16 protein-coding genes are annotated in these 26,090 nt (G+C 72.5%); 4 read left to right on the forward strand and 12 right to left on the reverse strand.

The window, feature by feature from the left end:
• Positions 1-295: 295 nt before the first annotated feature.
• Positions 296-592 (forward strand): chorismate mutase, encoded by a 297-nt coding sequence (locus KUM38_RS05355; RefSeq protein WP_217128111.1) that lies wholly within the window; start codon positions 296-298, stop codon positions 590-592.
• 302 nt (positions 593-894) lie between these two features.
• Here the strand turns inward: KUM38_RS05355 and KUM38_RS05360 are convergent, their stop codons facing one another.
• Positions 895-2,094, reverse strand: coding sequence for a hypothetical protein (locus KUM38_RS05360; RefSeq protein ID WP_254396702.1), 1,200 nt, complete (start codon positions 2,092-2,094; stop codon positions 895-897).
• A 278-nt stretch (positions 2,095-2,372) separates the two neighbouring features.
• On the opposite strand from KUM38_RS05360, the gene KUM38_RS05365 reads away from it, so the two are divergent.
• Entirely contained in the window at positions 2,373-3,506 is a 1,134-nt protein-coding gene (locus tag KUM38_RS05365; RefSeq protein WP_217128113.1) for an LAETG motif-containing sortase-dependent surface protein, read from the forward strand.
• A gap of 85 nt (positions 3,507-3,591) precedes the next feature.
• Here the strand turns inward: KUM38_RS05365 and KUM38_RS05370 are convergent, their stop codons facing one another.
• The 7 genes from KUM38_RS05370 to KUM38_RS05400 form a co-directional block, all read right to left on the reverse strand.
• Positions 3,592-5,379 carry a GMC family oxidoreductase gene (locus KUM38_RS05370; RefSeq protein WP_217128114.1) on the reverse strand — a complete coding sequence of 596 codons (1,788 nt, stop codon included), beginning with the start codon at positions 5,377-5,379 and terminating at the stop codon, positions 3,592-3,594.
• Positions 5,380-5,479: 100 nt separating this feature from the next.
• Positions 5,480-7,093, reverse strand: a complete 1,614-nt coding sequence (locus tag KUM38_RS05375) for a succinic semialdehyde dehydrogenase (RefSeq protein WP_217128115.1) — start codon at positions 7,091-7,093, stop codon at positions 5,480-5,482.
• 130 nt (positions 7,094-7,223) lie between these two features.
• Entirely contained in the window at positions 7,224-8,924 is a 1,701-nt protein-coding gene (locus KUM38_RS05380; RefSeq protein ID WP_217128116.1) for a serine/threonine-protein kinase, read from the reverse strand.
• Positions 8,925-9,004: 80 nt separating this feature from the next.
• The gene (locus KUM38_RS05385) at positions 9,005-10,216 is read right to left on the reverse strand and encodes a serine/threonine-protein kinase (RefSeq protein ID WP_217128117.1); all 1,212 of its coding nucleotides are present in this window, start codon (positions 10,214-10,216) and stop codon (positions 9,005-9,007) included.
• Positions 10,217-10,298: 82 nt separating this feature from the next.
• Positions 10,299-11,978, reverse strand: a complete 1,680-nt coding sequence (locus KUM38_RS05390) for a serine/threonine-protein kinase (protein ID WP_217128118.1) — start codon at positions 11,976-11,978, stop codon at positions 10,299-10,301.
• Between the two features lie 159 nt (positions 11,979-12,137).
• Entirely contained in the window at positions 12,138-14,687 is a 2,550-nt protein-coding gene (locus KUM38_RS05395; RefSeq protein WP_217128119.1) for a protein kinase, read from the reverse strand.
• 153 nt (positions 14,688-14,840) lie between these two features.
• On the reverse strand, positions 14,841-16,883 hold the full coding sequence (locus tag KUM38_RS05400) for a serine/threonine-protein kinase (protein ID WP_217128120.1): 2,043 nt from the start codon (positions 16,881-16,883) through the stop codon (positions 14,841-14,843).
• Positions 16,884-17,054: 171 nt separating this feature from the next.
• Between KUM38_RS05400 and KUM38_RS05405 the strand changes: the two genes are divergently transcribed.
• Positions 17,055-18,098 carry a serine hydrolase gene (locus KUM38_RS05405; RefSeq protein WP_217128121.1) on the forward strand — a complete coding sequence of 348 codons (1,044 nt, stop codon included), beginning with the start codon at positions 17,055-17,057 and terminating at the stop codon, positions 18,096-18,098.
• A gap of 79 nt (positions 18,099-18,177) precedes the next feature.
• Here the strand turns inward: KUM38_RS05405 and KUM38_RS05410 are convergent, their stop codons facing one another.
• Positions 18,178-19,884: a glycerol-3-phosphate dehydrogenase/oxidase gene (locus KUM38_RS05410; RefSeq protein ID WP_217128122.1), complete on the reverse strand. Its 1,707-nt coding sequence runs from the start codon at positions 19,882-19,884 to the stop codon at positions 18,178-18,180.
• A gap of 272 nt (positions 19,885-20,156) precedes the next feature.
• Here KUM38_RS05410 and KUM38_RS05415 point away from each other — a divergent pair, with 272 nt between their 5' ends.
• Positions 20,157-21,365, forward strand: coding sequence for a nucleotide sugar dehydrogenase (locus KUM38_RS05415; RefSeq protein ID WP_217128123.1), 1,209 nt, complete (start codon positions 20,157-20,159; stop codon positions 21,363-21,365).
• A 606-nt stretch (positions 21,366-21,971) separates the two neighbouring features.
• Here the strand turns inward: KUM38_RS05415 and KUM38_RS05420 are convergent.
• The 3 genes from KUM38_RS05420 to KUM38_RS05430 all read right to left on the reverse strand — a co-directional run bounded on the left by KUM38_RS05420 (position 21,972) and on the right by KUM38_RS05430 (position 25,456).
• The gene (locus KUM38_RS05420) at positions 21,972-23,096 is read right to left on the reverse strand and encodes a GuaB3 family IMP dehydrogenase-related protein (protein WP_145867692.1); all 1,125 of its coding nucleotides are present in this window, start codon (positions 23,094-23,096) and stop codon (positions 21,972-21,974) included.
• A gap of 106 nt (positions 23,097-23,202) precedes the next feature.
• The gene (guaB, locus tag KUM38_RS05425; RefSeq protein WP_217128124.1) at positions 23,203-24,708 is read right to left on the reverse strand and encodes an IMP dehydrogenase; all 1,506 of its coding nucleotides are present in this window, start codon (positions 24,706-24,708) and stop codon (positions 23,203-23,205) included.
• A 160-nt stretch (positions 24,709-24,868) separates the two neighbouring features.
• Complete coding sequence (locus KUM38_RS05430; protein ID WP_217128125.1) at positions 24,869-25,456, reverse strand: sigma-70 family RNA polymerase sigma factor; 588 nt, start codon at positions 25,454-25,456, stop codon at positions 24,869-24,871.
• Positions 25,457-26,090 lie beyond the last annotated feature (634 nt).

Consider the following 26,090-nt stretch of genomic DNA (forward strand, 5'->3'; position numbering starts at 1 on the left):
GGTGGCGGCGGGGCACGTCCCGGACCGGGTCAGCGCCCCCGCCGGGGCCCCGTCTCACCATGCGATCCGTGTTGGACAGCCGCGGCGGGCCGGGCATACTTGCCCCCATGCTCACGCACCCGACCTTCCTCTTTACCTATGGCGACCGGCCCGCCGGCTGCCATGGTCGTGCTGCTTGAGCAACTGACAAGCGACTTCCCAGGCGCCCCGGGCCGACAAGGTCCGGGGCGCCTGGCGTTTTCATCCGGACCTTGCCGCTCCGGGGCACCGCACCCACCCACCGAGGAGCCCCGGCATGACCGCCACCACGACGGAGTCGACCGAGAAGACCGGCGCCCGCACCACCGAGGCCGCCGAGCTGATCACCAACGCCCGCGAGCGGATCGACGCGCTCGACGACCGGATCATCGGTCTGGTGCAGGAACGGATGGCCGTGTCGGCCGTCATCCAGAAGGAACGGATCGCCTCCGGCGGACGGCGGGTGAACCTGTCCCGCGAGATGGAGGTCCTCGCCCACTACAGGGACGCCCTGGGCAAGCCGGGCACCGCGCTCGCGATGACCCTGCTGGAGCTGTGCCGCGGCAGGATCTGAGTCCGCGTTCGCGGTACAGACGTACGCGTGCTCCTCACCCGTCCGGCGCGTGACCGGCACCGGGACCGCTTCGTTGGTACCGGTGTCCGTGCCGGCCAGGGACGGACCCGGAGGATCACGCGTGGCTCTCCGGAGCGATGAGGCGTGCGGCTCCGCCGTACGCCGTGGGACCTCGCTCCGGAGGAGTGACCGGACAGCAGGGGACAGCGGCCCGGTCACCCCAGAGAACGGCCGGTCCCGGGGACGCCCGGGACCGGCCGGCGGGAACCGTCCGAGACCGTGCCGGACGAACGGCGCGCGTCTCAGGTACGGGTCACGACGCCGCACTCCTCGTCGCGCCCGTCCGCCGTCAGCTCCTTGCTGCGGTCGTACGGATCGCGCGCCTCCCCGGACGACTCGGGAGCGGCGGTCCGCCGGTCGGCGAAGAACTGCGGACGGATCACGCCGTCACCCTCCCGGCAGTCGTCGTTGGCTATCTCGCTGTTGACGGCGGCGAGCCAGATGTGCCCCTCGCTGTTCTGGAACCTGGCCGGGTCCACGGCTTCCACCTCGACCGACCGGCGAACGACGGCCCGGGTCACCTCGTCACCGCCGCCGACCCGGGCCACCGGGTACACGAAGGTGTAGTCGGCCTTGATCACGGCCCTCCCGGCCGTTCCGCTCACGGCCTCGACCGTCATACGGCCACGGACCCGCACGTCGCCCACGAGTTCGACCTCCTCGGGATCGAAGCGGGTGAACGTCCATACCGGGTCGTTCTTCACCGTGGGCTCGCGCAGCCCGGCGCGCAGCTCGGCGAGGTAGTCCTTCTCCAGCGGGTCCACGAGGTCCAACGCCTTCCCCGGCCGGCCGCCCTTCAGCACCGCGGGATCGAGGTTGGAGGCGACCAGGAACTCCTTCGTCCCCTTCAGCGCGGCCTCGATCCGGGCGGCGGGGACTCCGTTGACGGCCTCGGCCTCGGGCAGCCGGACGGCATCCGCTCCCGCCTCCCACCGGGCGGCCGGGGATCCGGCGAACGGCCTCGCACGGGTGGGGACGTCCGCGGGGACGGCGGAGGGCGCGGTGCTGGGCCGGGCGGTCTCGGGGGCCAGCGGCGTGGCGTCGGCCGTCCGTGCCCCGTCCGCCGCGCCGGACCCCTCACCGAGGCCGCCGGGCAGCCAGGACAGCGCGGCGGACGGATTGACGACGACCACGGCCAGCGCCGCGGCCACCACCACGCCGACCGCGCTCCAGACCCGGCGCCGCCGCGAGGTGCGGCCGTTCGTCTCCTGCCAGGCCGGGCCCGTGCGCCACCCCTCGGGCCGGGCGGGCCGCACGGGCGTCCGCTTCCTGCCCCAGCGGCGCTTGCCGCCACCGGCCGCCCCGGCCTGCGCCTCGTCCATGGCCCGCAGCCGCTCGGTCACCATGCGCGCCCGCGCCGACGGCTCCTTGGGAGCGGAGGCACGGATGTCGCGCTCACTGTCCTGGACGAACTTCTCCCAGACGTCATCGGGGAGGGACAAGGACTCCGGTCCGGACTCTTCGGACGGCTGTTCGGCCACGGGGTCGCGGGCTTTCTCTCGATGGCGGTCGTAGGCGGCCGAGCGTACGCCACATGATGATCACCCCTCACTTGTGATCCACCTCACATAAAAATTCCGTGAAGGGCAGGACAACCATCCACCGGCCTTGTTGATCGAACTCACCGAATCCTCACGGATCACACCCGTGGCTCCCTCCGCGGAGGAGCCTCCCCTCTCGTACCGCACCCGAGCAGTACGCCGGACTCACCGAGGTCTTCATGAAGCTTCGCCGTGCCATGGCCGCAGCGGCCGCGACGGCCGTCATCGCGCCACTGGCCCTGCTCTCGGCTCCGGCAGCCTTCGCGACCGGCAGCGAGGAGACGCCGAGCACGTCGACGAGCACGTCCGTCGAGGACGAGGACCTCCCGACGGAAGGCGAGAACCCGCCCGCCGAGGACGAGAACCCCCCGGCGGAAGGCGAGAACCCGCCCGCCGAAGGCGAGAACCCCCCGGCGGAAGACGAGAACCCGCCCGCCGAAGGCGAGAACCCCCCGGCAGACGGCGAAAACCCGCCCGCCGAGGACGAGAACCCTCCGGCAGACGGCGAGAATCCCCCGGCGGAAGACGAGAACCCGCCCGCCGAAGGCGAGAACCCTCCGGCGGAAGACGAGAACCCTCCCGCCGAGGACGAAAACCCCCCGGCGGAAGGCGAGGACGACGTCGAGCTCTGCCTCGACGAGGAGGGCAACAGCACCGCCGAGCTCAGCGCCGACCTGCGCAGCGGTCTGTCGGGGCTGCCCGAGACGATCGTCGCCGGCAGCGGCTGGACGGCGTTCTCGTTCAACGTGTCCAATCGCAGCGACGACGAGATCAAGGACATCAAGCCGCTGATCGGCGTCGCGGCCCTCGGCTGGGACGAGGAGGACTACTCCGGCCAGATCACGGTCCAGGTCTTCGACAAGGCCACCGGGACGTGGAACACGCTCGCGGACGCCGCCGGTGAGGGCGGTACGTTCGCCGCGTTCTCGCTCGGTGCCGGTCAGTCGGTCTCGTACCAGCTGCGGCTGAGCGTCAGCGGCAAGGTGCCCGACGCGCTCGGCCTCACCGGCGGTTTCGCCGAGTACGCGGACGACGAGGGCTGCTGGATCGCCGACGACTCCAACGGCTGGATCTACTTCTTCGACATCCTGGCCGCCGGCTCCGACCCCGGTGAGCCGAACGACGCCAAGCCGCAGACCGGCGGCAAGGTCGAGCTCGACGAGGTGAAGGACGTCAAGGTCACCGGCAGCCTCGCCGAGACCGGTTCGAACTCCGCCCTGCCGATGATCGGCCTGGCCGGCGGTGTCGCCGTCGTGGCCGGTGCCGGTGCGGTGTTCGTGGTGCGCCGGCGCAAGGCCGGTTCGGAGGCGTAACGCCGCCCGGCCGCACCGCGTGCGGCATCACCCAGGACAAGGGAAGAGGACCTGAGCTCGGAGGGGGGCACAGGTCCTCTTCTCTTTACTTCTTCGGCGGCACCGCCGGCATCCCCAGGAACGGCAGCCGCAGCGCGCCGAACGCCTCCGCCGGGACCGCCGGGGACTTCGGCTCGACCGGCTCCAGGCGCCGGTAGGCCTCCCCCTGCGCGGGGCGCGGATCGGCCTCGCCCTTGTTGGGCCAGTACGACATCGCCCGCTCGGCCTGTGCCGTGATGGTCAGGGAGGGGTTGACGCCCAGGTTCGCCGAGACCGCCGCCCCGTCCACGACCGAGATGCCGGGGTGTCCGTAGAGGCGGTGGTACGGGTCGATCACACCGGTCTCGCGGGACGCGCCGATCGGGCAGCCGCCCAGGAAGTGGGCGGTCAGCGGCATTCCCGTCAGCTCGCCGACGTTGGAGCCGGCGAAGCCGTTGATCTCGGCCGCCAGCGCCGACGCGCCGTCCGTGGCCGCCTTGATCTGCTTGGGGTTGGGGGCGCCGTGGCCCTGCCGGGCGGTGAGCAGCCCGCGACCGGCCCCGGACGGCTTGAGGTACGTCGTCAGGGAGTTGTCCAGCGACTGCATCACCAGGCCGATGATGGTCCGCTCCGACCAGCGCCGGTTGGACAGCGAACGCAGCAGCAGCCAGGGGTGCCGCGCCGCGTTGCCCAGCCAGCCGAGCACCCGGGCGGCGCCCGAGCCGCCGCCCGCGTACGGGACCTGGAGGATGGACAGCCCGCCCATCGAGTTGGAGCCGCGGCCGTAGCGGACCGGCTCGATGTGGGTGTTCTCGTCCGGGTGGATCGACGACGTGATGGCCACACCGCGGGTGAAGTCGGCCTTCGGCGCGCCGGTGGCCCTGCGGTAGCGGCGGTCGTCGGTCTGCGCGCCGACGAGGGCCTCGGAGTTGGTGCGGGTCAGCTCGCCCAGCCTGTCCGAGAGGTACGGCAGCTGGCCGCCCGCCCTCATCCGGTGCAGCAGCGTCTGGGTGCCGTAGGTGCCGGCGGCCAGGACGACCCGGCGGGCGCGGAAGGTGCGGCCCTCGCCCTTGCGGCGGTCGTCGGTCGGGAGCGTGGCGACGGCGAACCCGCCCCGCGAGTCCTCCGTGACCGACACGGCCGTCGTCATGGGGTGCACGACCGCGCCCGCCTTCTCGGCGAGGTGGAGGTAGTTCTCGTTGAGGGTGTTCTTCGCGCCGTGCCGGCAGCCGGTCATGCACTCGCCGCACTCGGCACAGGCCCGCCGCGACGGTCCCGCCCCGCCGAAGTACGGATCGGGCACCTCCTGTCCCGGCTTCGCCCGCACCTTCCCGTCGGCGTCCTCGCCGTCACCGAAGAAGACGCCGACCGGGGCCATGTGGAAGCTGTCGCCCACGCCCATCCGCTCGGCCGCCGCCTTCAGGTGCACGTCCGACGGGGTCATCGTCGGGTTGAGCCGTACGCCGAGCATGCGCTTCGCCTGGTCGTAGTACGGGCCCAGCTCCTCCTGCCAGTCGGTGATGTGCCCCCACTGCGGGTCCTCGAAGAACGGCTTCGGCGGTACGTAGAGGGTGTTGGCGTAGTTGAGCGAGCCGCCGCCGACGCCCGCTCCGGCCAGCACCATGACGTTGCCCAGCAGGTGGATGCGCTGGATGCCGTACATGCCGAGTTTCGGCGCCCAGAGGTAGTTCCTCAGGTCCCAGGAGTTCCTGGGCAGGGTGTCGCGGGTGAAGCGGCGGCCGGCTTCGAGGACGCCGACGGTGTATCCCTTCTCGGTCAGGCGGAGGGCGGTCACGGAGCCGCCGAAGCCGGAGCCGACGACGAGGACGTCGTAGTCGTAAGCGTCTTTGGGCACGGAGGGCTCCCCTTCGAGTTCGCGTGCGGGTCGTCTTTGGCCGAGCGTGCTCGCGCGGCGGAGCCGCACATCGATGCGGCCCGCGCCCCTTTCGGGTCGGTCACCTGAACCGGAATGCCTTCATCAGGCGCAGACTGCGGCTCATGAAGGCCGCGTACTTCTCGTCGTCCATGCCCAGCGAGGGGGCCATGGGCAGCACGCGCTGGTGGGCGACGGTCTGGGCCTCGGTGTACTTGAGGATGCCCTCGGAGCCGTGCCGGCGGCCGAGTCCGGAGTCCTTCATGCCGCCCATCGGCGACTGGACGCTGCCGTACGCGGGCGCGTACCCCTCGTTGATGTTGACCGTGCCGGTGCGCAGCCGGGCGGCGATCTCGCGGCCGCGCCGGGCGTCCCTGGTCCAGACGGAGGAGTTCAGGCCGTACGGGGTGGAGTTGGCGCGTTCGACCGCCTCGTCGTCGGAGGTGAAGCGGTAGACGGAGACGACCGGGCCGAAGGTCTCCTCGGAGCAGACGCTCATCGGGGCCTCGACGCCGTCGAGGATGGTCGGCTCGTAGAAGTACGGGCCGATGTCCGGGCGGGCCGTGCCGCCCGCGATCACCTTGGCGCCCTTGGCGACGGCGTCGTCGACGTGCCGGGTGACGGCGTCCAGCTGGCGCTGCCCGACCAGCGAGCCCATGTCGGCGCCGTAGGCGAGGGACGTGCCGAGGCGGATCGCCCTGGTGCGGGCGGCGAAGCGCTCCAGGAAGGCGTCCGCGACCGACTCGTGGACGTACAGCCGCTCGATGGAGATGCACAGCTGGCCGGCGGAGGAGAAGCAGGCGCGGACGGCGCCCGCGGCGGCCTTGTCGAGGTCCGCGTCCTCCAGCACCAGCATGGCGTTCTTGCCGCCGAGTTCGAGGGAGACGCCGACCAGCCGGGCGGCGGCGCCCTGGGCGACCTCGCGGCCGGTGCGGGTGGAGCCGGTGAAGGAGACGTAGTCGGCGTGCCGGACGACCTCGGGGCCCACGACCGGGCCCTCGCCGAGCACGACCTGGAAGACGTCGGCGGGCAGTCCGGCCTCGATCAGCAGGTCACGGGCCCACAGCGCGGTGAGGCAGGTCTCCGTGTCGGGCTTCATCACGACCGCGTTGCCCGCGACGAACGCCGGGAGCGCGTCGCCGACGGAGAGTTCGAGCGGGTAGTTCCAGGGGGCTATCTGGCCGACGACACCGCGCGGGTGGCGCAGTTCGGTGACCTTCGTGAGGGCCGGCACGGCGCCCGCGTGCCGCTTGGGCCGCAGGTAGGCGGCGGCCCGGCGGCCGTAGTGGCGGGCGGCGACGGCGACGGCCTGCACCTCCTCGTGGGCGTGCAGCCGGGCCTTGCCGGTCTCCAGCTGGATCAGGTCGAGGACCTCGGCCTGGCGGCTCAGCACCAGGTCGTGGAAGCGCAGCAGGACGGCGGCGCGCTCCCGTACCGGGATCCGCGCCCAGACGGCCTGGGCGGCGCGGGCCGCCTCGAAGGCCTTCGCCACGTCCTCGGGCGTCGACTCGGGCAGGTCGGCCAGCTTCTCGCCGGTGAACGGCGTGTGGTTGGCGGTCCGGCCGGAGCCGGCCACGCCCTTGGTGAGCTGGGCGACCAGCTCCGGCGTGACCACGTCGGCGGCGGTGCGGGCACCCGTCGGCGCGGGGGCGAGGGGGTTGGTGCCGGTCGTTTCCCGGGTCTGCGCGTCCGTCATGAGCCGCAGGGTATGCCCGGGGGAACACTTTGTGTACCCGTCGGTAACAGATTCACCCACCGCTCACACATCGCCAGTGAACGCTGGCAACAAAGCCCCTGATCAGGGCGTTGACCGTGACACCGACCGTTCAGAGTTCGCGGATGTCCCACGAGTCGATGACCGTACGGGCGATCTCCCGGCCGGCCTCGGTGAAGTGGCCCTTGCCCGGATACACGATCCAGAGCCGGTACATGTCGCCGTCCTTGTTCCGGTAGTACATGACCTGCACCTCGCGCACCAGCGCCGGATCGGTGGTCGTCGTGTAGACGATGGTGTTGGTGGCCGCCTCGTGGTCCTTGTACGTGGTCTCGCGCGGCCTCCCCTTCGGGGCGGGGGTGTCGGCGATGCCCCAGCCGTACTCGCCGTCCCTGAGCTCTTCCCAGTGGGCGAACGCCCGCTCCGAGGCCGATGCCTCGAGCGCGCCGTCCTTGTCCTCGGACTTGAGGTCGCGGTCGACCTCGACCCGCACCGTCCCGCTCGGGTCGGTGAAGGAGGCGACGGTACCGTCCGAGTCCTCGGCGGGCTTGTCCTTCACGAAGCCCGCCGGCACCGCGAGGGCCACACCCACGCGGTCCCCGAGGTCATGCTTCTTCCAGCCGTCCGGCAGCGGCCCCGCGAACGGGTCCGCGATCACCAGGTACGCGGCCACCGCTCCCGCGACGATCGCCGCGCCGAGTCCCGTCAGCGTCCTGCGGCCGATCCGGACGCCCTTGCCGCCGGACCCCGGAACGGGGAACTGGGCGACCTGAGTGGGCTGCGGCGCGGGCGGGTTCGCGGCCGTTTCCAGCGCGGCACGGACCTGGGCGGTGTTCGGACGGCGCGCCGGGTCCTTCTGCAGCAGCCCGGTGATGACCTCGGCCAGCGGGCCCTGCGCGGAGGCGGGCGGCGCCGGCGTGGCGTTGAGGACCGACTGGAGGGTGGCGGGGGTGTTGCTGCGGCGGAACGGCGAGACGCCCTCCGTCGCCGCGTACAGCACGACACCGAGCGACCACAGGTCGGAGGCGGGGCCGGGGCGCTGGCCCAGCACCCGTTCCGGGGCGATGTACTCGGGCGAACCGACGAATCCGCCGGTGTCGGTCAGATTGGTCTCGCCCTCGATCTGGGCGATGCCGAAGTCGGTGAGGACGACCCGGTCGTACCGGCCGAGCAGCACGTTGTCCGGTTTGACGTCCCGGTGCAGGACGCCCGCCGCGTGCGCGGCCTCCAGCGCGCCGAGCACCTCCAGGCCGATCCTGGCCGCCTCGCGCACGGAGAGGGTGCCCTCCTCCTGCAGCACGGCGCCCAGTGAACGGCCCCGGACCAGTTCCATCACGATCCACGGCCGGCCGTCGACCACCGCGACGTCATGGACGTCGACCACCGCGGGATGGTCCAGCCGGGCGGCGGCGCGGGCCTCCCGGCGCATCCGCTCGAAGGCGTTGGAGCGTTCGCGTTCGGGAAGGTGGTCCGGGACGCGGGGCTCCTTGACGGCGACCTCGCGGTCCACGGTCTCGTCCATGGCCCGCCACACCGTGCCCATGCCGCCGTGTCCGAGCTTGGCGAGCAGCCGGTAACGGCCGGCGATCAGCCGGCCGGCACCGGGGTCGTCCTGCGGCTGTGTCTGCGGTTGTGGCTGTGGCTGTAGCTGCGGCTGCGGCTGCGGTCGCGGCTGCGGTGGTACCACCTGGGTCGGTGCCGCGTACGGGTTGTCGGGGTGCGGCACGGCCGCGGGCGGTTTCGGGTCCGGTGGCTGCAGACCAAAACTGGTTGGCTCGTCGGCCCCGTGGCGGGCTCCCCCGTTGCTGCTCATGGTTCATCCATATCGCGCCAAGCTCCCACGTATCCACTGCGGATGCCGACCGGTCACAGACCCGTGACCCTCGCGGCGACTTATCTCCCGTTTACGGGGCTATGCGGCCGGACCGAGGAGTCGGCCGGTGTGGGACTGGCCGAGGGACGCGGGGAGCCGGAGGGCGATGCGCCCACGGGTGTCTCCGGCGCCGTGCTCGTCGGCGTACCGCCCCCGTCGCCGCCCCGGTCCTGCAGGAGCAGCGCCGCCGCGGACAGCCCCGCTCCCGCCATGGCGGCGACCGCCAGTGCCGCGACGAGCACGCCCCTCGTGGGCTGCCGCCGGACCGGACGCGCCTCGGGCCTCCCGCCCGCTTCCTCCCGCCGCACCGGGGGCCGTCGGCGGGGCGCGTCCCGGTGCGGGGGCAGCGGTCCGGGGGGCGCCGACTCCGGCGTACGGCCCGTCTCCCGGAACGCCCGCAGCATCCGCTCGGCCCGGTCCGCGTCCAGCCGACGGTCGGGGTCGCGCTCCAGCAGGCCGAGCACCACGGGAAGAATCGGTCCCGCTTCGACGGGCGGCCGGATCTCGTCGACCACGACGGCGTGCAGGACCCCGCCGAGCGAGTCGCGCCGGAACGGCGACTCGCCGCTGAGCGCCGTGCACAGCAGCGCGCCCAGTGACCACAGGTCGGACTCCGGTCCCGTCCTGGCACCGGACATCCGCTCGGGAGCGGTGTACTCGGGCGAGCCGACGAAGGAGCCGGTCTCGGTGAGCGTGGTGGAGCCCGACAGCCGGGCGATGCCGAAGTCGGTGAGGACGACCCGGTCGGTGCCGTTCTCCAGCAGGACGTTGGCGGGCTTGAGGTCGCGGTGCAGGACGCCCGCCGCGTGCGCGGCCCGTAACGCCCCGAGCAGGTCGATGCCGATGCGCGCGGCCTCGGCGGCGTCGACCGGGCCCTGCTCCGCGACACGGTCGGCGAGGGACGGCCCGTCGATCAGCTCCAGGACGATGTACGGGCGTTCGTCGTCCTCGACGACGTCGTGGACGACGATGATGTGCGGGTGGCTCAGCTGGGCCAGGGCACGCGCCTCGCGCAGGGTGCGGTCCCGCTGCCGCCGGGCGTCCTCCGCGGAGAGCGTCTCGTCGAGGGGGAGTTCCTTGACGGCGACACCCCGTCCGAGCAGTTGGTCGGTGGCCCGCCAGACCACACCCATGCCGCCGCGCCCGAGCCTCGACTCCAGACGGTAACGGCCCGCGATGACCCGGCCGTTGGTCCTGGCGGTCGCGTTCTCGGCGTCCCCGTCGGTCCCCATGGGCCCATCATGCCCCACCGGATGTGTCCCCTCCGGTACGGCGATTCGGCCAAGCGGCGCGTGTTTGCGTCCGCCACGGGGGTCAGGGCTCGCGCCACCCCTTCAGTACCGTCTCGAACTGCCCGCTGGTCGTGGCCCAGTCCTCGGCCGGCCCGGACATGTAGATCGCGTACTCGACGCCGTCCCGCGAGAGGTACATCTGGTCGACCGCCCGCCGCGGCCCCGGGAACTCGGTGTCCTTGGCCAGCGCGGTCCAGCCGTACTCCAGCCGGGCGCTCTCGCGGTCCCGGTAGACGCGGCGGTCCAGGACGATCCGCTGGTAGTCGACCAGGCGCTGCCCTATCTGCTGGTCGAGATCGCGCAGGTGCTCGTACGGGTCGTCGAAGTCGGGCGAGTCGTCAACGGCGATGCGGATGAAGTGCTCGCCGCCGTCGGGCGTGTAGTCGACCTGCCGGGTCGCCTCGTCGAAGACCACGCGCTCCCAGTCGTCGCCGGGCAGGACGATGCTGAAGCCGTAGGGGTCGCTGCGGCGGACCCAGCCCTCCGGGAGGCCTCCTCGCGACTCGGTCTTCCCCGTCTCCGTGGGACCGGGCGTGGGCGTGGGTGTGGAGGTGACCGTCGGGGACGGGCCGGCCGTGGTGCCGCCCCGGTCCTCCTGCTGGAGCATCACCGCGGTTCCCCCGCCGATGATCGCCGCCAGGACGACGACCAGGGCGATCACCCGTCCGCGCACCCGCCGGCGGGGCGCGACGGCCGGGGGCGCGTACGGCTGCTGAACGACCGTGGGGCCGCCCTGGGGGTACTGCGGGGCCTGCGGGCCCTGGGGAACCTGCGGGCCCTGGGGAACCTGCGGGCCCTGGGGGACCGTCTCCGGTCCGGTCTCGTACGGCAGGGGCGCACGGGCGTCGACGGCCCGGGTCGGCACGTACTCCTGCGCCGCCCGGGGCCGGCGCCCCTCGGCCGCCTCGGCGAGCATCTGCTCGGCCCGGGCCGCGTCGGGGCGGGTGTTCGGATCCTTGCGCAGGAGTGCGCTGATGACGGGCCCGAGCGGGCCGGCGTGCCGGGGCTCCTCGGCCTCCTCCTCGACGACCGCCTGCATGGTGGTCAGCGGTGAGGTGCGGCGGAACGGCGAGACGCCCTCCACCGCCGCGTACAGCGTCGCGCCGAGCGCCCACAGGTCGGAGGAGGGGCCGGGATCGTGGCCGCGGACCCGCTCGGGTGCGAGGTAGTCGACCGAGCCGACGACCTCGCCGGTGCGGGTGATGGCCGTGTCGCCGTCTATCTGCGCGATGCCGAAGTCGGTGAGCAGCACCCGGCCGTCCCGCCCGAGGAGGACGTTGCCGGGCTTGACGTCACGGTGCAGCACGCCGGCGGTGTGCGCGGCGCGCAGCGCGCGCAGCACCCACAGGCCGATGCGCGCGGCCTCGCGGGGGTCGACGCGTTCCTGTTCCTTCACCGCGTCGGCCAGCGAACGGCCCTCGATCAGCTCCATCACGATCCACGGCCGGCCGTCGTGCTCCAGCACGTCGTGCACCGTGACGACGGCGGAGTGGTTGATCCGCGCGGCCGCCCGCGCCTCCGCGCGGGTGCGTGCCAGCAGCATGGCCTGTTCGCTGTCGGAGACGTAGAGCGCCGCGGTCAGTTCCTTGATGGCGACGGCCCGGTGCAGCACCTCGTCATGGGCGCGCCACACCCGGCCCATGCCACCGCTCCCGATGGATTCGCCGAGCCGGTAGCGGCCCGCGACGAGCGAGCCCTGCATCTGATTCACGTTGCCCCGCAATGGTCTTGACAGGGTCAGCGTAAGTATCCCGGCGCGTCCTGGGAACCGAGGGCGTGCCATGGAGACAGCACTGTGACAGTTGTCGCTGTTGGGGACGGGAGGCAACCAAAACCCCTGCGACTGCGTGGAGTCGGTGGTTCAGCCGGTGAACCGGTAGGTCGCCGCCGCCTGCTCGAACAGCCGCGTCACCTCGTCCCGTTCGGCCTCCGGTCCGCGTACCTGCACCACGTGGTAGCGGCCGTCGATCAACGCCGCGAGGTTGCGGACGTACAGCTCGCCGCCGTCACCGGTCCAGGTGAACTGGCCCTCGGCCATGGTCCGCCCGCCCACCTCGATGGTCTTCAGACCGGTGGAGGTGGCCCAGCTGGAGTCGCGGTAGGGCTGCAGCTCGCGCTCGTCGTCCCGCTGGTAGGCCATGGGATCGCTGCCGTACGTCCGCGCGCTGTCCCGGCCCGGTACGACGATGAGCTCGAAGTCGCCGCTCGCGTAGACGACCTGGCCGCTGCCGTTCTTCGCGGTGCGCTGCCAGCCCTCGGCGACGGCGACCCGGAAACCCTCCGGGTCCTTGGCCAGAGTGAAGCCGTCGGCGACCTCGGGGTCGGTGGTCTGCGTCTCGGCGGAGGCGGCCGACTCCTCGGGGCCGTCCTGGGAACCGTCCTCCGGCTTCGGCGAGTTCTTCCCGTCCTCCGGCTCCCCGCCGGTGTCCGGCGGGCTCGGTGCGGGGCTCACCGCACCGGCTGAGCCGGTGCGGTCGTCCGCACCCGAGGTGTCCTCACCGGACTTCGGCATGAACAGCATGGCGTACGCGACCACCGCCGCCATGGCGAGCAGCACCAGCAGAAGCAGGGTGCGGCCGAGCCTGCGCGGGGAACCGGCGTCCTGTTTGGTCCGCTTGTGCCGTCCGTGGTGCGCGGGGAGCCCGGCGCGGCGCCTGCGCACCAGCTCTCCCCGGCGCCGTATGACGGGCAGCCGGCTGGCGTCCACGGGCGGCGCCGCTATGACGTGCACGCCCGCCTCGGGCTCGGGCGCCGACCGCACCAGCGAACGCAGCCAGCCGCGCAGCTCCTCGAAGTCGAGGCGCTCGGTGGGGTCCTGACGCAGCAGCGACTCCACGACCGGCCGCAACGGTCCGCACTCCTCGGCGAACGCGGGCGGCTCGGCGCACACCATCTGCACCAGCTCGGCCGTCGACTCCTCCGGGTAGGGGGCGTGTCCCTGTACGGCCCGGAACAGCAGGGAGCCCAGTGCCCAGAGGTCGGTGGCGGGGCCGATCGGGGCAGCCAACTGCCAGTTCTCGTGCACGGGTCCGGCCTGCTCCGGCGCCCACCGCTCGGTCACGGGGCCGACGACGGCCATGCGTGCCTGGCGCGCCCGCTCGGCGGCCAGCGCGGTGGTCGGGCCGCGGCGCGCGGGGGCGTGGGCCGCCAGGTCGTCCCAGCGTGCGGGCGGGGCGGCGCCGGCTGCCGGTTCGAGGGCCGCGGGGGCTCCGGGGGCGGTGCGTCCGCTGCCGCCGCCCGTGCGGGGCACGGCCCCGTGCCGGTCGGTGGCGCCCACACCGTAGGGGTCGGCTATCTGCCCCGGCGGGATCGCGGCGGCGGCCGTGCCCGCGTCCTCGTCCCCCGGCCGGGAGACATACGGCGGCCGTGCGGAGCCGCTGCCGTGCTGCGGGGCGGAGGCCGGGCCGCCGCCCTCGGGGGCGGGCCGGGCGCCGGGCAGGGCGGCACGGCCGTTCTGCTGGGCCTCCTGCACCCGGGCTGCGGCACGGGTGCCCGCCCGGTACGCGGCGATCGCCCCCGCGCGGGCCGCCCGCACGTCGCCCGCGCTGTCGAGGGCCTTGGGGGCCGCCACGGGCGAGAGACCGCCCGCCGTGTCCGCCCCGGCGCCGGACATCCGGCCGGCCCGTGCCTCGATGGCGGCCCGGCGCGCGGCGTCGGGGTCGGGGTCGGGGTCAGCGGTGAACCCGGGCGGCCAGGACGGGCCGCGCCCGGCATCCGGTGTTCCCGCGGGTGTCACCGGGCCCAGGGCCTCGAGCGCCGCCGCGGGGCCCGGCTCCTCGTCGTCCGGAGGGGGCACCGGGTCGTACCCGCACAGTGCCTCCTCGGCCGCGCCGACCGCGAGACCGGTGAGCATCACCCGGCCGTCGTCGCAGACGAGCACCGTGCGCGCGGTGATGTTGCGGTGCACCCAGCCGTGGGAGTGCAGTACCCGCAGTGCGGTCAGGACGTCGGAGGCGACCTCCGCCGCCCGGTACGGGGACAGCGGCTTCTCGGCGAGCAGGGCGGCGAGCGGACGTGCCGACACGAGTTCACTGACGATCCACAGCGAACCGCCCTCCGCGAACACGTCGAAGACCTGGTCCAGGCGCGGGTGGTCGGGGATGGCGGCCGCCGCCTGCGCGGCCTCGATGGCGCGCCGCACGACCGGGTCGGCGGGCCGCCGCGGGCCCCCGCTCGCGGGCCCGGGACCGCCACGCCGCACACCCCCGTCACGGGCGGTGAAACCGTCGGGCAGCCCTCCCGCGTCCAGCACCTCGGCCTCGACGACCTCCGGCAACGGAACCTGCCTGACCAGGACTTCCTGCCCGCTGTAGGTGTCGAAGGCGCGGGTCTCGGTCAGTTCGTACTCGTCGGAGGGCGGCAGCGGCAGGCGGTAGCGGTCGGCGAGAACCCGTCCCGCATAGTCGTCCACGTTGCCTCCCCCGGCACTACGGTCGGTCGGTTTCGTTCGCCCGGCGGGCCGTTCCGGCTGCGTACGGTCCGCGAGCATTCACGATACGTGCCGGAGGCAACCCGTAGAGAGGGGATGCCACATCTGACTCCCCATTCCGCGGGCCGGTCATGCTCAGGACTTCGGCCGGAACGTCTTCGTCAGCGTCCGCCAGGTGTCCTTGCGCTGGTCGCTGCCCCAGTCGGCGGCCTTGGCCGTGTACATCAGCCCGTACCCGAGCCGGTCGCCGACGACGGTCCCCCGGTCTATGGACCGGTACTTCGTCCCGCTCTCCACATAGGTGAACTCCCAGTCGGCCGTGTCCCAGCCGCGGTAGTCCACCGCCTCGATACGGATGCGCTGGTACTGGGCACGCACCATGGCGCGTTCCTGGTTCTTCCAGTCCGCGACCGGGTCGTCCTTCGGCGTGGTCGTCCAGCCGATGAGCAGCTTCTGCCCGTTCGGCCCGGTGAACCGGTCCCCGGCGGCCCCCGTCGACTGGAACTTCCACCCCTCGGGCAGCCCGATCGAGTACCCCTGGTTCCCGTTGTACGTCTGCGCCGCCGACGTACCGCCGCCGTCTTCTTCCTCGCCCTCTCCCCCGGCCTCGTCCTCGGCCTCGGCCGAACCGCCGGCGCCGGCGGTCGCCTCCCCCGCTCCCGTTCCCGTGCCCGTCGACTCGGTCGCCGTGCCGTCGGTGCGGGTGCCGTCGCCTTCGTCGCCCTTGGTGTCGGCGCTCGGGGTCCCGCTGACGACGGTCGCGCCGCCGCTGCCCTTGGCTCCCTTGTCGCCCTCGTCGTCACCGCCGAGCGTGAGGGCCAGCACGGTGCCGAGCACGGCGAGCACCACGACCACCGCGATGATGATCAGTGTCCGTCGCGGCACCACATCGGTGAGCGGCGCCCGCGGCACGGTCCTCGCCGGCAGGTCCGGAGGCGTCATCACCGGCCAGCCCGAACTGCGGCCACCGGTGGCCGGCTCCTGCCGCGTGGTCCTCCGCGCACTCGAGCCGGACGCCTGGGCCGGCTTCGCGGCCGGGGCGGAGGGCGATGCCGTGCCGGGCCGCGTCCCGGAGGCGCCCGCCGGCGTGTTCCTGGTTCCCGCGGCCGGGGCGGCGGCCGAAGCGGTGCCGCCACTGCCGGACTTGGCGCGGGCCGCCGCGGCGGCACCGGCCGAGCCGGCCGCCACCGCCGCCTTCCGCACGGAACGCAGCGCGCCCCGCAGCTTCTCCCCGGCCTCCTCACCACGCCTGCCTCCGGCGTCCGGCTGCTCGGGCAGCGGCACGACCTTCGTCGCGTCCGCCGGTTCCCCGCCCTCCTTGGACGCGGGCGCGTTGACGACCGCGTTCAGCATGGCCCGGGCACCGCTGTCGTCGAGCCGCTGGGCGGGGTCCTTGGTGAGCAGCCCGTAGATGACGTCCCTGAGCGGTCCCGCGTTCTTCGGCTCCTCGAGCGGCTCGGTCATCACCGCCGTGAGCGTCGCGATCGCGGACCCCTTGTCGTACGGCGGAGTGCCCTCCACCGCCGCGTACAGCAGCCCGCCGAGCGACCACAGGTCGGCCGCCGGCCCCGGCTTGTGCCCGCGGGCCCGCTCCGGGGAGATGTAGGAGGGGGCGCCGACCAGCATGCCGGTCGAGGTGATGGACGGGTCGCCCTCGACCTGGGCGATGCCGAAGTCCGTGAGCACGACCCGGCCGTCCTCGGCGATCAGCACGTTCGACGGCTTCACGTCACGGTGCAGGATGCCCTCGCGGTGCGCGGAGCGCAGGACGTCCAGGACGGCGAGACCGACCTCCGCCGCGCGCCGCGGCTCCAGCAGGCCGTCCTCCCGGATGACCTCGGCGAGCGACTTGCCCTCGACGAGTTCCATCACGATCCAGGGCCGGTCGTCCTCCTCGACCACGTCGAAGACGGTCACGGCGCTGTTGTTGCGGATCCGCGCGATCGCCTTGGCCTCGCGCAGGGTCCGGGTGATCAGCCGCCGCTTCTCCTCCTCGTCGATGTTCGACGGGAAGCGGAGCTCCTTGACGGCGACGGTCCGCCCCAGGGTCTCGTCCTGGGCCCGCCACACCGTGCCCATGCCGCCGCGGCCGAGCACATCTCCCAGCCGGTACCGCCCGGCGAGGAGACGTGCGCTCTTGTTCTGACGGGATGTCTCCGCCCGCTCCGCCTCCGACATGCGTCCCCTCATGCAACCCGCCCTGACAGAGCCTTCATTGTCCCTCACCCGACAAGTGGTCGACGCCCAGGGTGCCTCTGGCCGCACACCGGGCCCGGCGCGCACGGCACCCGGGTGACGGATGCCCTCCCCAGCCCTGCATGATGGGCCTCCGACATGGGAGGAGCCGGGATGCCGCCGATTCGGACGCTCCTGGCCGTTCCTGTGTCCCTGGCCCTGCTCGCCCTGGCCCCGAACGCCTCCTCGGCCCCGGCCGTCCCGCCTACGGACGCACTCCTTCCGCTCCTGGTCACGCGGGGCGGCGCCCCCGCCGCGGCCCTGCTGGCCCTGGAGGAGACCGGTGCCCGCTACGCCGACGCCGGCTCGGGCATCGAGCGCGCCGACCACTTCCGCGCCGGCAGCATCACCAAGACGTTCGTCGCCACGGTCGTCCTGCAACTGGCCGACGAAGGCCGTCTGTCCCTCTCCGACACCGTGGAGGAGCATCTGCCCGGCCTGGTGCGGGGAGCGGGCAACGACGGCCGTGCGCTGACCCTGCGTTCCCTGCTCACCCACACCAGCGGCCTCCACGACTTCTCCGCGGACACGCGAGGCACCGTGCCGGCCACCCCCCTTCAAGCCGTACGCATCGCACTCACCCACCCCCCGGCCGACCCCGGCCGCTTCTCCTACTCGAACACCAACTACGTCCTGCTCGGCCTGGTCGTCGAACAGGTCACCGGCCGCTCGTACGCCGCCGAGGCCGAGCGCCGCATCATCGCTCCGCTGCGCCTGACGGGCACCTCCTTCCCCGGTTCCCGGACCTCTCTTCCCTCGCCGCACGGCCGCTCCTACGCGGCCGACGGCACCGACGTCACCCGGCTCGACCCGCGGGTGGCCGGCGCCGCGGGCGAGCTGGTGACCACGCTCGCCGACCTGGACCGCTTCTACGGGGCCCTGCTCGGCGGTGAACTGCTGCCCCCGCGCCGACTGCGCGAGATGCTCGACACCCGCACCGCACACGGCTCGTACGGCATGGGCCTGTTTCCTGTGCGGCTTCCGTGCGGCACCACGGTGTGGGGGCACAACGGGCGCATCTCCGGCAGCTACGTGCGCACCGCGGCCACCGCCGACGGCCGGCATGTCCTCACCTTCCGGGTGAACACGGACACGATGGCGGATACCGGTCTCGAACCCGCGGTGCTCGCGGCCGAGTTCTGCCCTCGCACTTCCTAGAACGACCGGGTTCCGAACGAAGATCCCGGTTTCCGCCACCCGTTCGAGTGATTCGCTCCGGGGCCGGCTCCCGGCGCGACTACAACGGAACGATGTCCGGTGCCCCCAGCCGTGCCGCGTCCGCCGTCAGGTCGTCGGGCTGCCGCTGCGACTCCCGTTCGGCCTCCACCCGCTTCTCGTAGTGCTGCACCTCGCGCTCGATCTGGTCCTTGTCCCAGCCCAGTACCGGCGCCATCAGCTCGGCCGCCTCACGGGCGCTGCGCGTCCCCCGGTCGAACGTCTCGATCGAGATGCGGGTGCGCCGGGTCAGCACGTCGTCCAGGTGCCGTGCGCCCTCGTGCGAGGCGGCGTAGGCGATCTCGGCACGCAGATAGTCGTCGGCCGCCCGGAGCGGCTCGCCCAGCGCGGGGTCCGCGGCGATGAGGTCCAGGACCTCTTCCGCCAGCGCGCCGTACCGGTGCAGCAGGTGCTCCACCCGTGCCGTGTGCAGTCCGGTGCGCGCGGCCGTGCGCGCACGCGCGTTCCACAGCGCGTGGTAGCCCTCGGCGCCGACCAGCGGCGTGTCCTCGGTGACGCAGTCGGCGACGCGGACGTCGAGTCCGTGCACCGCCGCGTCCACCGCGTCCTTGGCCATGACCCGGTACGTCGTGTACTTGCCGCCCGCCACCACGACGAGGCCGGGCACGGGATGGGCCACGGTGTGCTCGCGGGACAGCTTGCTCGTGGCGTCCGACTCGCCCGCGAGCAACGGCCGCAGACCGGCGAACACACCCTCCACGTCGTCCCGCGTCAGTGGCACCGCGAGCACCGAGTTCACGTGTTCCAGCAGGTAGTCGATGTCCGCGCTGGACGCGGCCGGGTGCGCCTTGTCGAGGTTCCAGTCGGTGTCCGTGGTGCCCACGATCCAGTGCCGGCCCCAGGGTATGACGAACAGCACGGACTTCTCGGTGCGCAGGATGAGCCCGGTCGTGGAGTGGATGCGGTCCTTGGGGACGACCAGGTGGATGCCCTTCGAGGCCCGCACGTGGAACTGGCCGCGTTCGCCGACCATCGCCTGCGTGTCGTCGGTCCACACCCCGGTGGCGTTGACGACCTGCTTGGCGCGGACCTCGTACTCGCCACCGCCCTCGACGTCCTGCACCCGGGCGCCCACGACGCGTTCGCCCTCGCGCAGGAACCCCGTGACCCGCGCACGGTTGGCGGTCTTCGCGCCGTACGCCGCGGCCGTGCGCACCAGCGTCGTCACGAACCGGGCGTCGTCCATCTGGGCGTCGTAGTACTGCAACGCTCCGACCAGCGCGTCCTTCTTCAAGCAGGGGGCGGCCCGCAGCGCGTGACGGCGGGTCAGGTGGCGGTGCACGGGCAGGCCCCGCCCGTGTCCCCGGGCCATCGCCATGGTGTCGTACAGCGCGACGCCCGCTCCGGCGTAGAGCCGCTCCCAGCCCTTGTGCTGCAGCGGGTACAGGAACGGAACCGGGCGCACCAGATGCGGAGCGAGCCTTTCCAGCAGCAGGCCGCGCTCCTTCAGCGCCTCCCGCACGAGCACGAAGTCGAGCATCTCCAGGTAGCGCAGGCCACCGTGGATCAGCTTGCTGGACCGGCTGGACGTGCCCGACGCCCAGTCACGCGCCTCGACCAGGCCCGTGGACAGACCGCGCGTCACGGCGTCGAGCGCCGTACCCGCGCCGACCACGCCGCCGCCCACCACCAGCACGTCCAGTTCGTGCTCGGCCATGGACGCGAGTGATTCGGCGCGCTGCGCCGGCCCCAGTGTCGCTGTCCTCACCGCTGCCTCCCGCTCATCGGTCGCATCGGCCGCACCCGTCGGGCGAAGCCCGGTCCCCCACCCTCATGCCCAAATTCTGACCGGCTTGCCCGACTTCAGCCACCACGGCCTCCGACCTGTGGACAAACCCGCGGAACGACTCACCGAAACTCGGCCGACCAATCCCACATATCGGTCATATTTACTCCTAGTCTGACATTGCGCTCGCCTGCTCGGTCCACAGGGCTTGCGCATCTGTCGCACTCCGGTTATTGGGAAGGACGGCCCACGCCATGCCCGCAGATCTCGCCGTCATCGGACTCGGCCCGTACGGCCTGCCCCTGGCCCAGGCCGCCGTCGCCGCCGGCATCCCCACCATCGGTTACCGGACCGGCCCCGAGGAGGGCTCCCTCAGCGCCGCCGAACAGCGCCGCATGCTCGCGCAGGGTTTCCGGACGACCGCCAACGCCACCGAGCTCGGCCGGGTGCGCACCGCGGTCATCTGCGCGCCGACGCCGCGCGGCGCGGACGGCGGGCTGGATCTGGGCCAGGTGGAGGCGGCCGCCCGCACCCTCGCCGCGCGGCTGCGCCCGCACACCACGGTGATCCTCGAGTCCCCCGTGCCCCCGGGGACGACGGAGGGCCCCCTGCTGCGCCTGCTCGAGTCGGTGTCGGGTCTCCGCGCGGGACACGACTTCCACCTCGCGTACTCCCCCAGCCGGGTCGACCCCGGCAACCGCGACCACACCCCCGCCAACACCCCGAAGGTCATCGGCGGCCTCACCCCCGCCTGCACCGAGTCGGCCGCCGCCTTCTACGGACGCATCACCGACAAGGTCGTACGCGCGCGCGGCCTGCGCGAGGCGGAGACCGTGCAGCTCCTGGAGACCAACTTCCGGCACGTCAACATCGCCCTCGTCAACGAGATGGCCGCCCTCTGCCACGACCTGGGCATCGACCTGTGGGACGTCCTGCGCTGCGCGGAGACCAAACCCTTCGGCTTCCAGGCGTTCCGCCCCGGCCCCGGCGTCGGCGGCCACACCGTCCCCCAGGACCTGACCGCCCACGCGGGCCGCACCCTGCGCATGGCGGAACTCGCCCAGGAGGTCAACGGCCGCATGCCGCGCTACGTCGTGCAGCGCGCCGCAGCCCTCCTCAACGAGCACGGCAAGTCCGCGCGCGGCGCGCGGGTGCTCCTCCTCGGCGTCACCTACAAGCCCGACCTCGCCGACCGGCAGGGCTCCCCGGCCCATGAGATCGCGGTCCGGCTGATGGAGCTGGGCGCCTCCGTCAGCTACCACGACCCGTACGTGCCGTTCTGGAACGTCCTCGACCGCCCCGTCCCCCGCGCGGACTCCCTCTACGAGGCCACCGCCGACGCCGACCTGACGATCCTCCTCCAGCAGCACCGCACGTACGACCTCCAGGGCCTGTCGGTGAAGGCCCAGCTGATGCTGGACACGCGGGGGGCGACGCCTACGGGGGCGGCGCATCGGTTGTGAGGAGGGGGCGCGCGGATTCAAGTGCCACAGAGGCTGGTGGTGGGCAGCGGGATCGCCGGGTAACGTATTTCCTGGATCCGCAAGAGGTACCTCCTCCGGGACCGGACCGCCTCACAGCGACTTCGGGACCGTAAGAGGTGGAGCCCACCGCAGGGGTTAGCTGCGGCAGGCTCCTGAAAGTGAACGGAGTGTCCACCCCTAATTCTCGTAGGGGTGGCCGCTCACTTCCCGTAGCGCCACAAGATGCACCTCCTCCGGAACTTCACCATCCGCAGACGGATCCGGTCCCAGGCTGTGGGCTTGCGGTGACGGCCCATGGCGCGCCCCCTTCCACGATGCCGCCCATAACCCGGTAGGCGGTCCGTCTGGAATCGGGCCGGGCCCCGAGGGCCGGGGTCCGGGGACGATCTCCTTGGAAGGGGGCGCCCCAGAGAACTGGGTCGCCGAACACGGACATTACCGACGGAATTCACCCCGTCGGCTCAGATTCGCCCCGAAAACAACCGTGCGCCCCCTGAGCGCCACGCGCGCCCCACTTGGACATGCGAAAGGGGCCGGTCACCAGGTGACCGGCCCCTCCGTGCCGTATCAAAGCCCGCCCGGTCTCTACCGCCGGTGCTGCGAGTCCGCCACCGTCACCTCGACGCGCTGGAACTCCTTCAGCTCGCTGTAGCCGGTCGTGGCCATCGCGCGGCGCAGGGCGCCGAAGAGGTTCATCGAGCCGTCGGGGGTGTGGGAGGGACCGGTGAGGATCTCCTCCAGCGTGCCGACCGTGCCGAGGTCGACCTTCTGGCCGCGCGGCAGCTCCTCGTTGACGGCCTCCATGCCCCAGTGGTTTCCCCGGCCCGGACCGTCCGTCGCGCGGGCCAGCGGGGAGCCCATCATCACGGAGTCCGCGCCGCAGGCGATCGCCTTGGGCAGGTCGCCGGACCAGCCGACACCGCCGTCCGCGATCACGTGCACGTACCGGCCGCCGGACTCGTCCATGTAGTCGCGGCGGGCGGCCGCCACGTCGGCGACCGCGGTGGCCATGGGCACCTGGATGCCGAGCACGTTGCGCGTGGTGTGCGCGGCGCCGCCGCCGAAGCCGACCAGCACGCCCGCCGCACCGGTGCGCATGAGGTGCAGGGCGGCGGTGTAGGTGGCGCAGCCGCCGACGATCACCGGGACGTCGAGCTCGTAGATGAACTGCTTCAGGTTCAGCGGCTCGTGCGCGCCGGACACGTGCTCCGCCGAGACCGTCGTACCGCGGATGACGAAGATGTCCACGCCCGCGTCGACGACGGCCTTGGAGAACTGGGCGGTGCGCTGCGGGGAGAGCGCGGCGGCGGTGACCACGCCCGAGTCGCGCACCTCCTTGATGCGCTGCCCGATCAGCTCCTCCTTGATGGGGGCGGCGTAGATCTCCTGCAGGCGGCGGGTGGCCGCCTCGGCGGGCAGGCCGACGATCTCGTCGAGCAGCGGCTGCGGGTCCTCGTAGCGCGTCCACAGGCCCTCGAGGTTCAGCACGCCGAGGCCGCCGAGCTCGCCGATGCGGATCGCGGTGGCCGGGGAGACGACCGAGTCCATGGGAGCGGCCAGGAACGGCAGCTCGAAGCGGTAGGCGTCGATCTGCCAGGCGATCGAGACCTCCTTCGGGTCCCGCGTACGGCGGCTGGGGACGACGGCGATGTCGTCGAAGGCGTACGCCCGGCGGCCGCGCTTGCCGCGCCCGATCTCGATCTCAGTCACGTCTGTGGCCTTTCCCTGATGCGTTGCAGCGCCTTCCAGTATCCCCGACGGACACGCCGAGGGCGGTCCCGGAGGTGTCCGGGACCGCCCAGGAAGGCCTTTACGACTACTTGCGGCTGTAGTTCGGCGCCTCGACCGTCATCTGGATGTCGTGCGGGTGGCTCTCCTTGAGGCCCGCGGAGGTGATCCGCACGAACCGCCCGTTGTCCTGCAGCTCGGGCACGGTCCGGCCGCCGACGTAGAACATCGACTGGCGCAGGCCGCCGACCAGCTGGTGGACGACCGAGGAGAGCGGGCCGCGGTAGGGCACCTGGCCCTCGATGCCCTCGGGCACGAGCTGCTCGTCGGAGGCGACGCCCTCCTGGAAGTAGCGGTCCTTGGAGAACGACTTGCGGTCGCCGCGGCTCTGCATGGCACCGAGCGAGCCCATGCCGCGGTACGACTTGAACTGCTTGCCGTTGATGAACAGCAGCTCGCCCGGGGACTCCTCGCAGCCCGCGAGCAGCGAGCCCAGCATGACCGTGTCGGCGCCCGCGACCAGGGCCTTGGCGATGTCACCGGAGTACTGGAGGCCACCGTCGCCGATGACCGGGACACCGGCCTCCTTGGCGGCGAGCGACGCCTCGTAGATGGCCGTGACCTGCGGGACGCCGATGCCGGCGACGACGCGGGTGGTGCAGATGGAGCCGGGGCCGACGCCGACCTTGATGCCGTCCACGCCGGCGTCGATGAGGGCCTGGGCGCCGTCGCGGGTGGCGACGTTGCCGCCGATGACGTCGACGCCGGAGGAGTTCGACTTGATCTTGGCGACCATGTCGCCGACCAGACGGGAGTGGCCGTGCGCGGTGTCGACGACGATGAAGTCGACGCCCGCCTCGATCAGCGCCTGGGCGCGCTCGAAGGCGTCACCGGCCACGCCGACCGCGGCGCCGACCAGCAGCCGGCCCTCGGCGTCCTTGGCCGCGTGGGGGTACTTCTCGGCCTTCACGAAGTCCTTGACCGTGATCAGGCCCTTGAGGACGCCGTCGTCGTCGACCAGCGGCAGCTTCTCGATCTTGTGGCGGCGCAGCAGCTCCATGGCGTCCGCGCCGGAGATGCCGACCTTGCCGGTGACCAGCGGCATCGGCGTCATGACCTCGCGCACCTGACGGGAGCGGTCGGTCTCGAAGGCCATGTCGCGGTTGGTGACGATGCCGAGCAGCTTCTTGTTGCCGTCGGTGACCGGGACGCCGCTGATGCGGAACTTGGCGCACAGCGCGTCGGCCTCGCCGAGGGTGGCGTCCGGGTGGATGGTGATGGGGTCGGCCACCATGCCCGACTCGGAGCGCTTCACCAGGTCGACCTGGTTGGCCTGGTCCTCGATGGACAGGTTGCGGTGCAGTACGCCGACACCGCCCTGGCGGGCCATCGCGATCGCCATGCGCGACTCGGTGACCTTGTCCATGGCGGCGGACAGCAGCGGGATGTTGACCCGCACGTTCTTGGAGACGTACGAGGCGGTGTCGATCTCGTCGGGCGCCATGTCCGACGCGCCCGGCAGCAGCAGCACGTCGTCGTAGGTCAGCCCGAGTGTCGCGAATTTACCGGGCACTCCGTCGACGTTGGCAGTCATGACACCTTCCCCAAATGGCCTTGATCGGTGCGGATGTCCATGCTAACGGGAAGTGGGGGTGTCACATTCCACGGTTTCGCACGACTCCCGGCTTCGTATGTTCGTACGGGAACGGCTGGTCGTCCGTTCATGCGCCGAAGGGGCGGCGCGGCGGCGGCGGTTACTGCTCCGCCAGGGCGCGCAGTCGGCTCAGCGCGCGGTGCTGGGCCACCCGGACGGCGCCGGGTGACATTCCCAACATCTGTCCAGTCTCCTCCGCCGTGAGGCCCACGGCGATCCGCAGCAGAAGCAGCTCACGCTGGTTCTCGGGCAGGTTGGCCAGCAGTTTCTTGGCCCACTCGGCGTCGCTGCTGAGCAGGGCGCGCTCCTCCGGGCCGAGGGAGTCGTCGGGGCGTTCGGGCATCTCGTCGGACGGCACGGCCGTCGAACCGGGGTGCCGCATCGCCGCGCGCTGCAGGTCGGCGACCTTGTGGGAGGCGATGGCGAAGATGAACGCCTCGAAGGGCCGGCCGGTGTCCTTGTAGCGGGGCAGCGCGAGGAGCACCGCGACGCAGACTTCCTGGGCGAGGTCCTCGACGAAGTGCCGGGCGTCGCCGGGCAGCCGCGACAGACGGGTGCGGCAGTAGCGCAGCGCCAGGGGGTGGACATGGGCGAGCAGATCGTGCGTGGCCTGCTCGTCCCCGTCGACCGCGCGATGGACGAGCGCACCGATCGCCCCGTGGGCAGTGCCCGCCTCGTCGTCGCGCATCGGTCCATGGTGCCTTGCGGACGTCTGGTCCGCGGCACCGTGTCCCTGGTTGTGCACCGAAGCGTTATGAGCAGGTGCGCCGGAACTCATCCCTTGCGCCCTCCCCTTCCGCTCGACCGACTCGTCCCCGAGGAACTCCACACCTCAAGGATGCGGCATCCGCGGCGAAACGAGCAGCGGGCGTCCGGCGGCTGTCGCCGATGCGCTGGTGGACGGGGTTCTCCGTCCCTCGGGCACGGTGGACGACGAGGACTTCCACGCCCCGGGCACGGCGGGCGACGGACATGTCCGCACCTCCGGCACGGCGAACGACGGACGCGTCCGCGCCCCCGGCACGGCGAACGACGGACGCGTCCGCACCTCCGGCACGGTGGATCCGGCCGACTGCGCCGGCTCGGCGTGCTCCCGGGCCCACTCGGCCGTGGCCTGTCGTGCGGCTCGGTTCGGGTCCGTGGGGCCGGTGGCCTGCCGTACGGCTCGGTTCGGGTCCGCGGGGCCGGTGGCGCGCCGTGTGGAACGACGAGGTTCGCGCCCACCGGCAAGACGTCAGCCGGGGCCACGGCCCTTCCGGGCGCCGACAGCACACCGCGCGGGGCCACAAACCCCGGACCCACCGGAAGCGCACCACGCGGAG

It is taken from the genome of Streptomyces sp. AC558_RSS880 (genome assembly GCF_019049255.1).
In the GTDB taxonomy this organism is placed as follows: domain Bacteria; phylum Actinomycetota; class Actinomycetes; order Streptomycetales; family Streptomycetaceae; genus Streptomyces.

What these genes read in the sequence shown, in the direction of transcription:
- KUM38_RS05400 (WP_217128120.1), bottom strand. Translation starts at nt 16,883, where the DNA reads ATGTCGGAGGCGGAGCGGGCGGAGACATCCCGTCAGAACAAGAGCGCA.
- KUM38_RS05365 (WP_217128113.1), top strand. Translation starts at nt 2,373, where the DNA reads ATGAAGCTTCGCCGTGCCATGGCCGCAGCGGCCGCGACGGCCGTCATC.
- KUM38_RS05415 (WP_217128123.1), top strand. Translation starts at nt 20,157, where the DNA reads ATGCCCGCAGATCTCGCCGTCATCGGACTCGGCCCGTACGGCCTGCCC.
- KUM38_RS05375 (WP_217128115.1), bottom strand. Translation starts at nt 7,093, where the DNA reads ATGACGGACGCGCAGACCCGGGAAACGACCGGCACCAACCCCCTCGCC.
- KUM38_RS05380 (WP_217128116.1), bottom strand. Translation starts at nt 8,924, where the DNA reads ATGAGCAGCAACGGGGGAGCCCGCCACGGGGCCGACGAGCCAACCAGT.
- KUM38_RS05385 (WP_217128117.1), bottom strand. Translation starts at nt 10,216, where the DNA reads ATGGGGACCGACGGGGACGCCGAGAACGCGACCGCCAGGACCAACGGC.
- KUM38_RS05430 (WP_217128125.1), bottom strand. Translation starts at nt 25,456, where the DNA reads ATGCGCGACGACGAGGCGGGCACTGCCCACGGGGCGATCGGTGCGCTC.
- KUM38_RS05405 (WP_217128121.1), top strand. Translation starts at nt 17,055, where the DNA reads ATGCCGCCGATTCGGACGCTCCTGGCCGTTCCTGTGTCCCTGGCCCTG.
- KUM38_RS05355 (WP_217128111.1), top strand. Translation starts at nt 296, where the DNA reads ATGACCGCCACCACGACGGAGTCGACCGAGAAGACCGGCGCCCGCACC.
- guaB (WP_217128124.1), bottom strand. Translation starts at nt 24,708, where the DNA reads ATGACTGCCAACGTCGACGGAGTGCCCGGTAAATTCGCGACACTCGGG.
- KUM38_RS05390 (WP_217128118.1), bottom strand. Translation starts at nt 11,978, where the DNA reads ATGCAGGGCTCGCTCGTCGCGGGCCGCTACCGGCTCGGCGAATCCATC.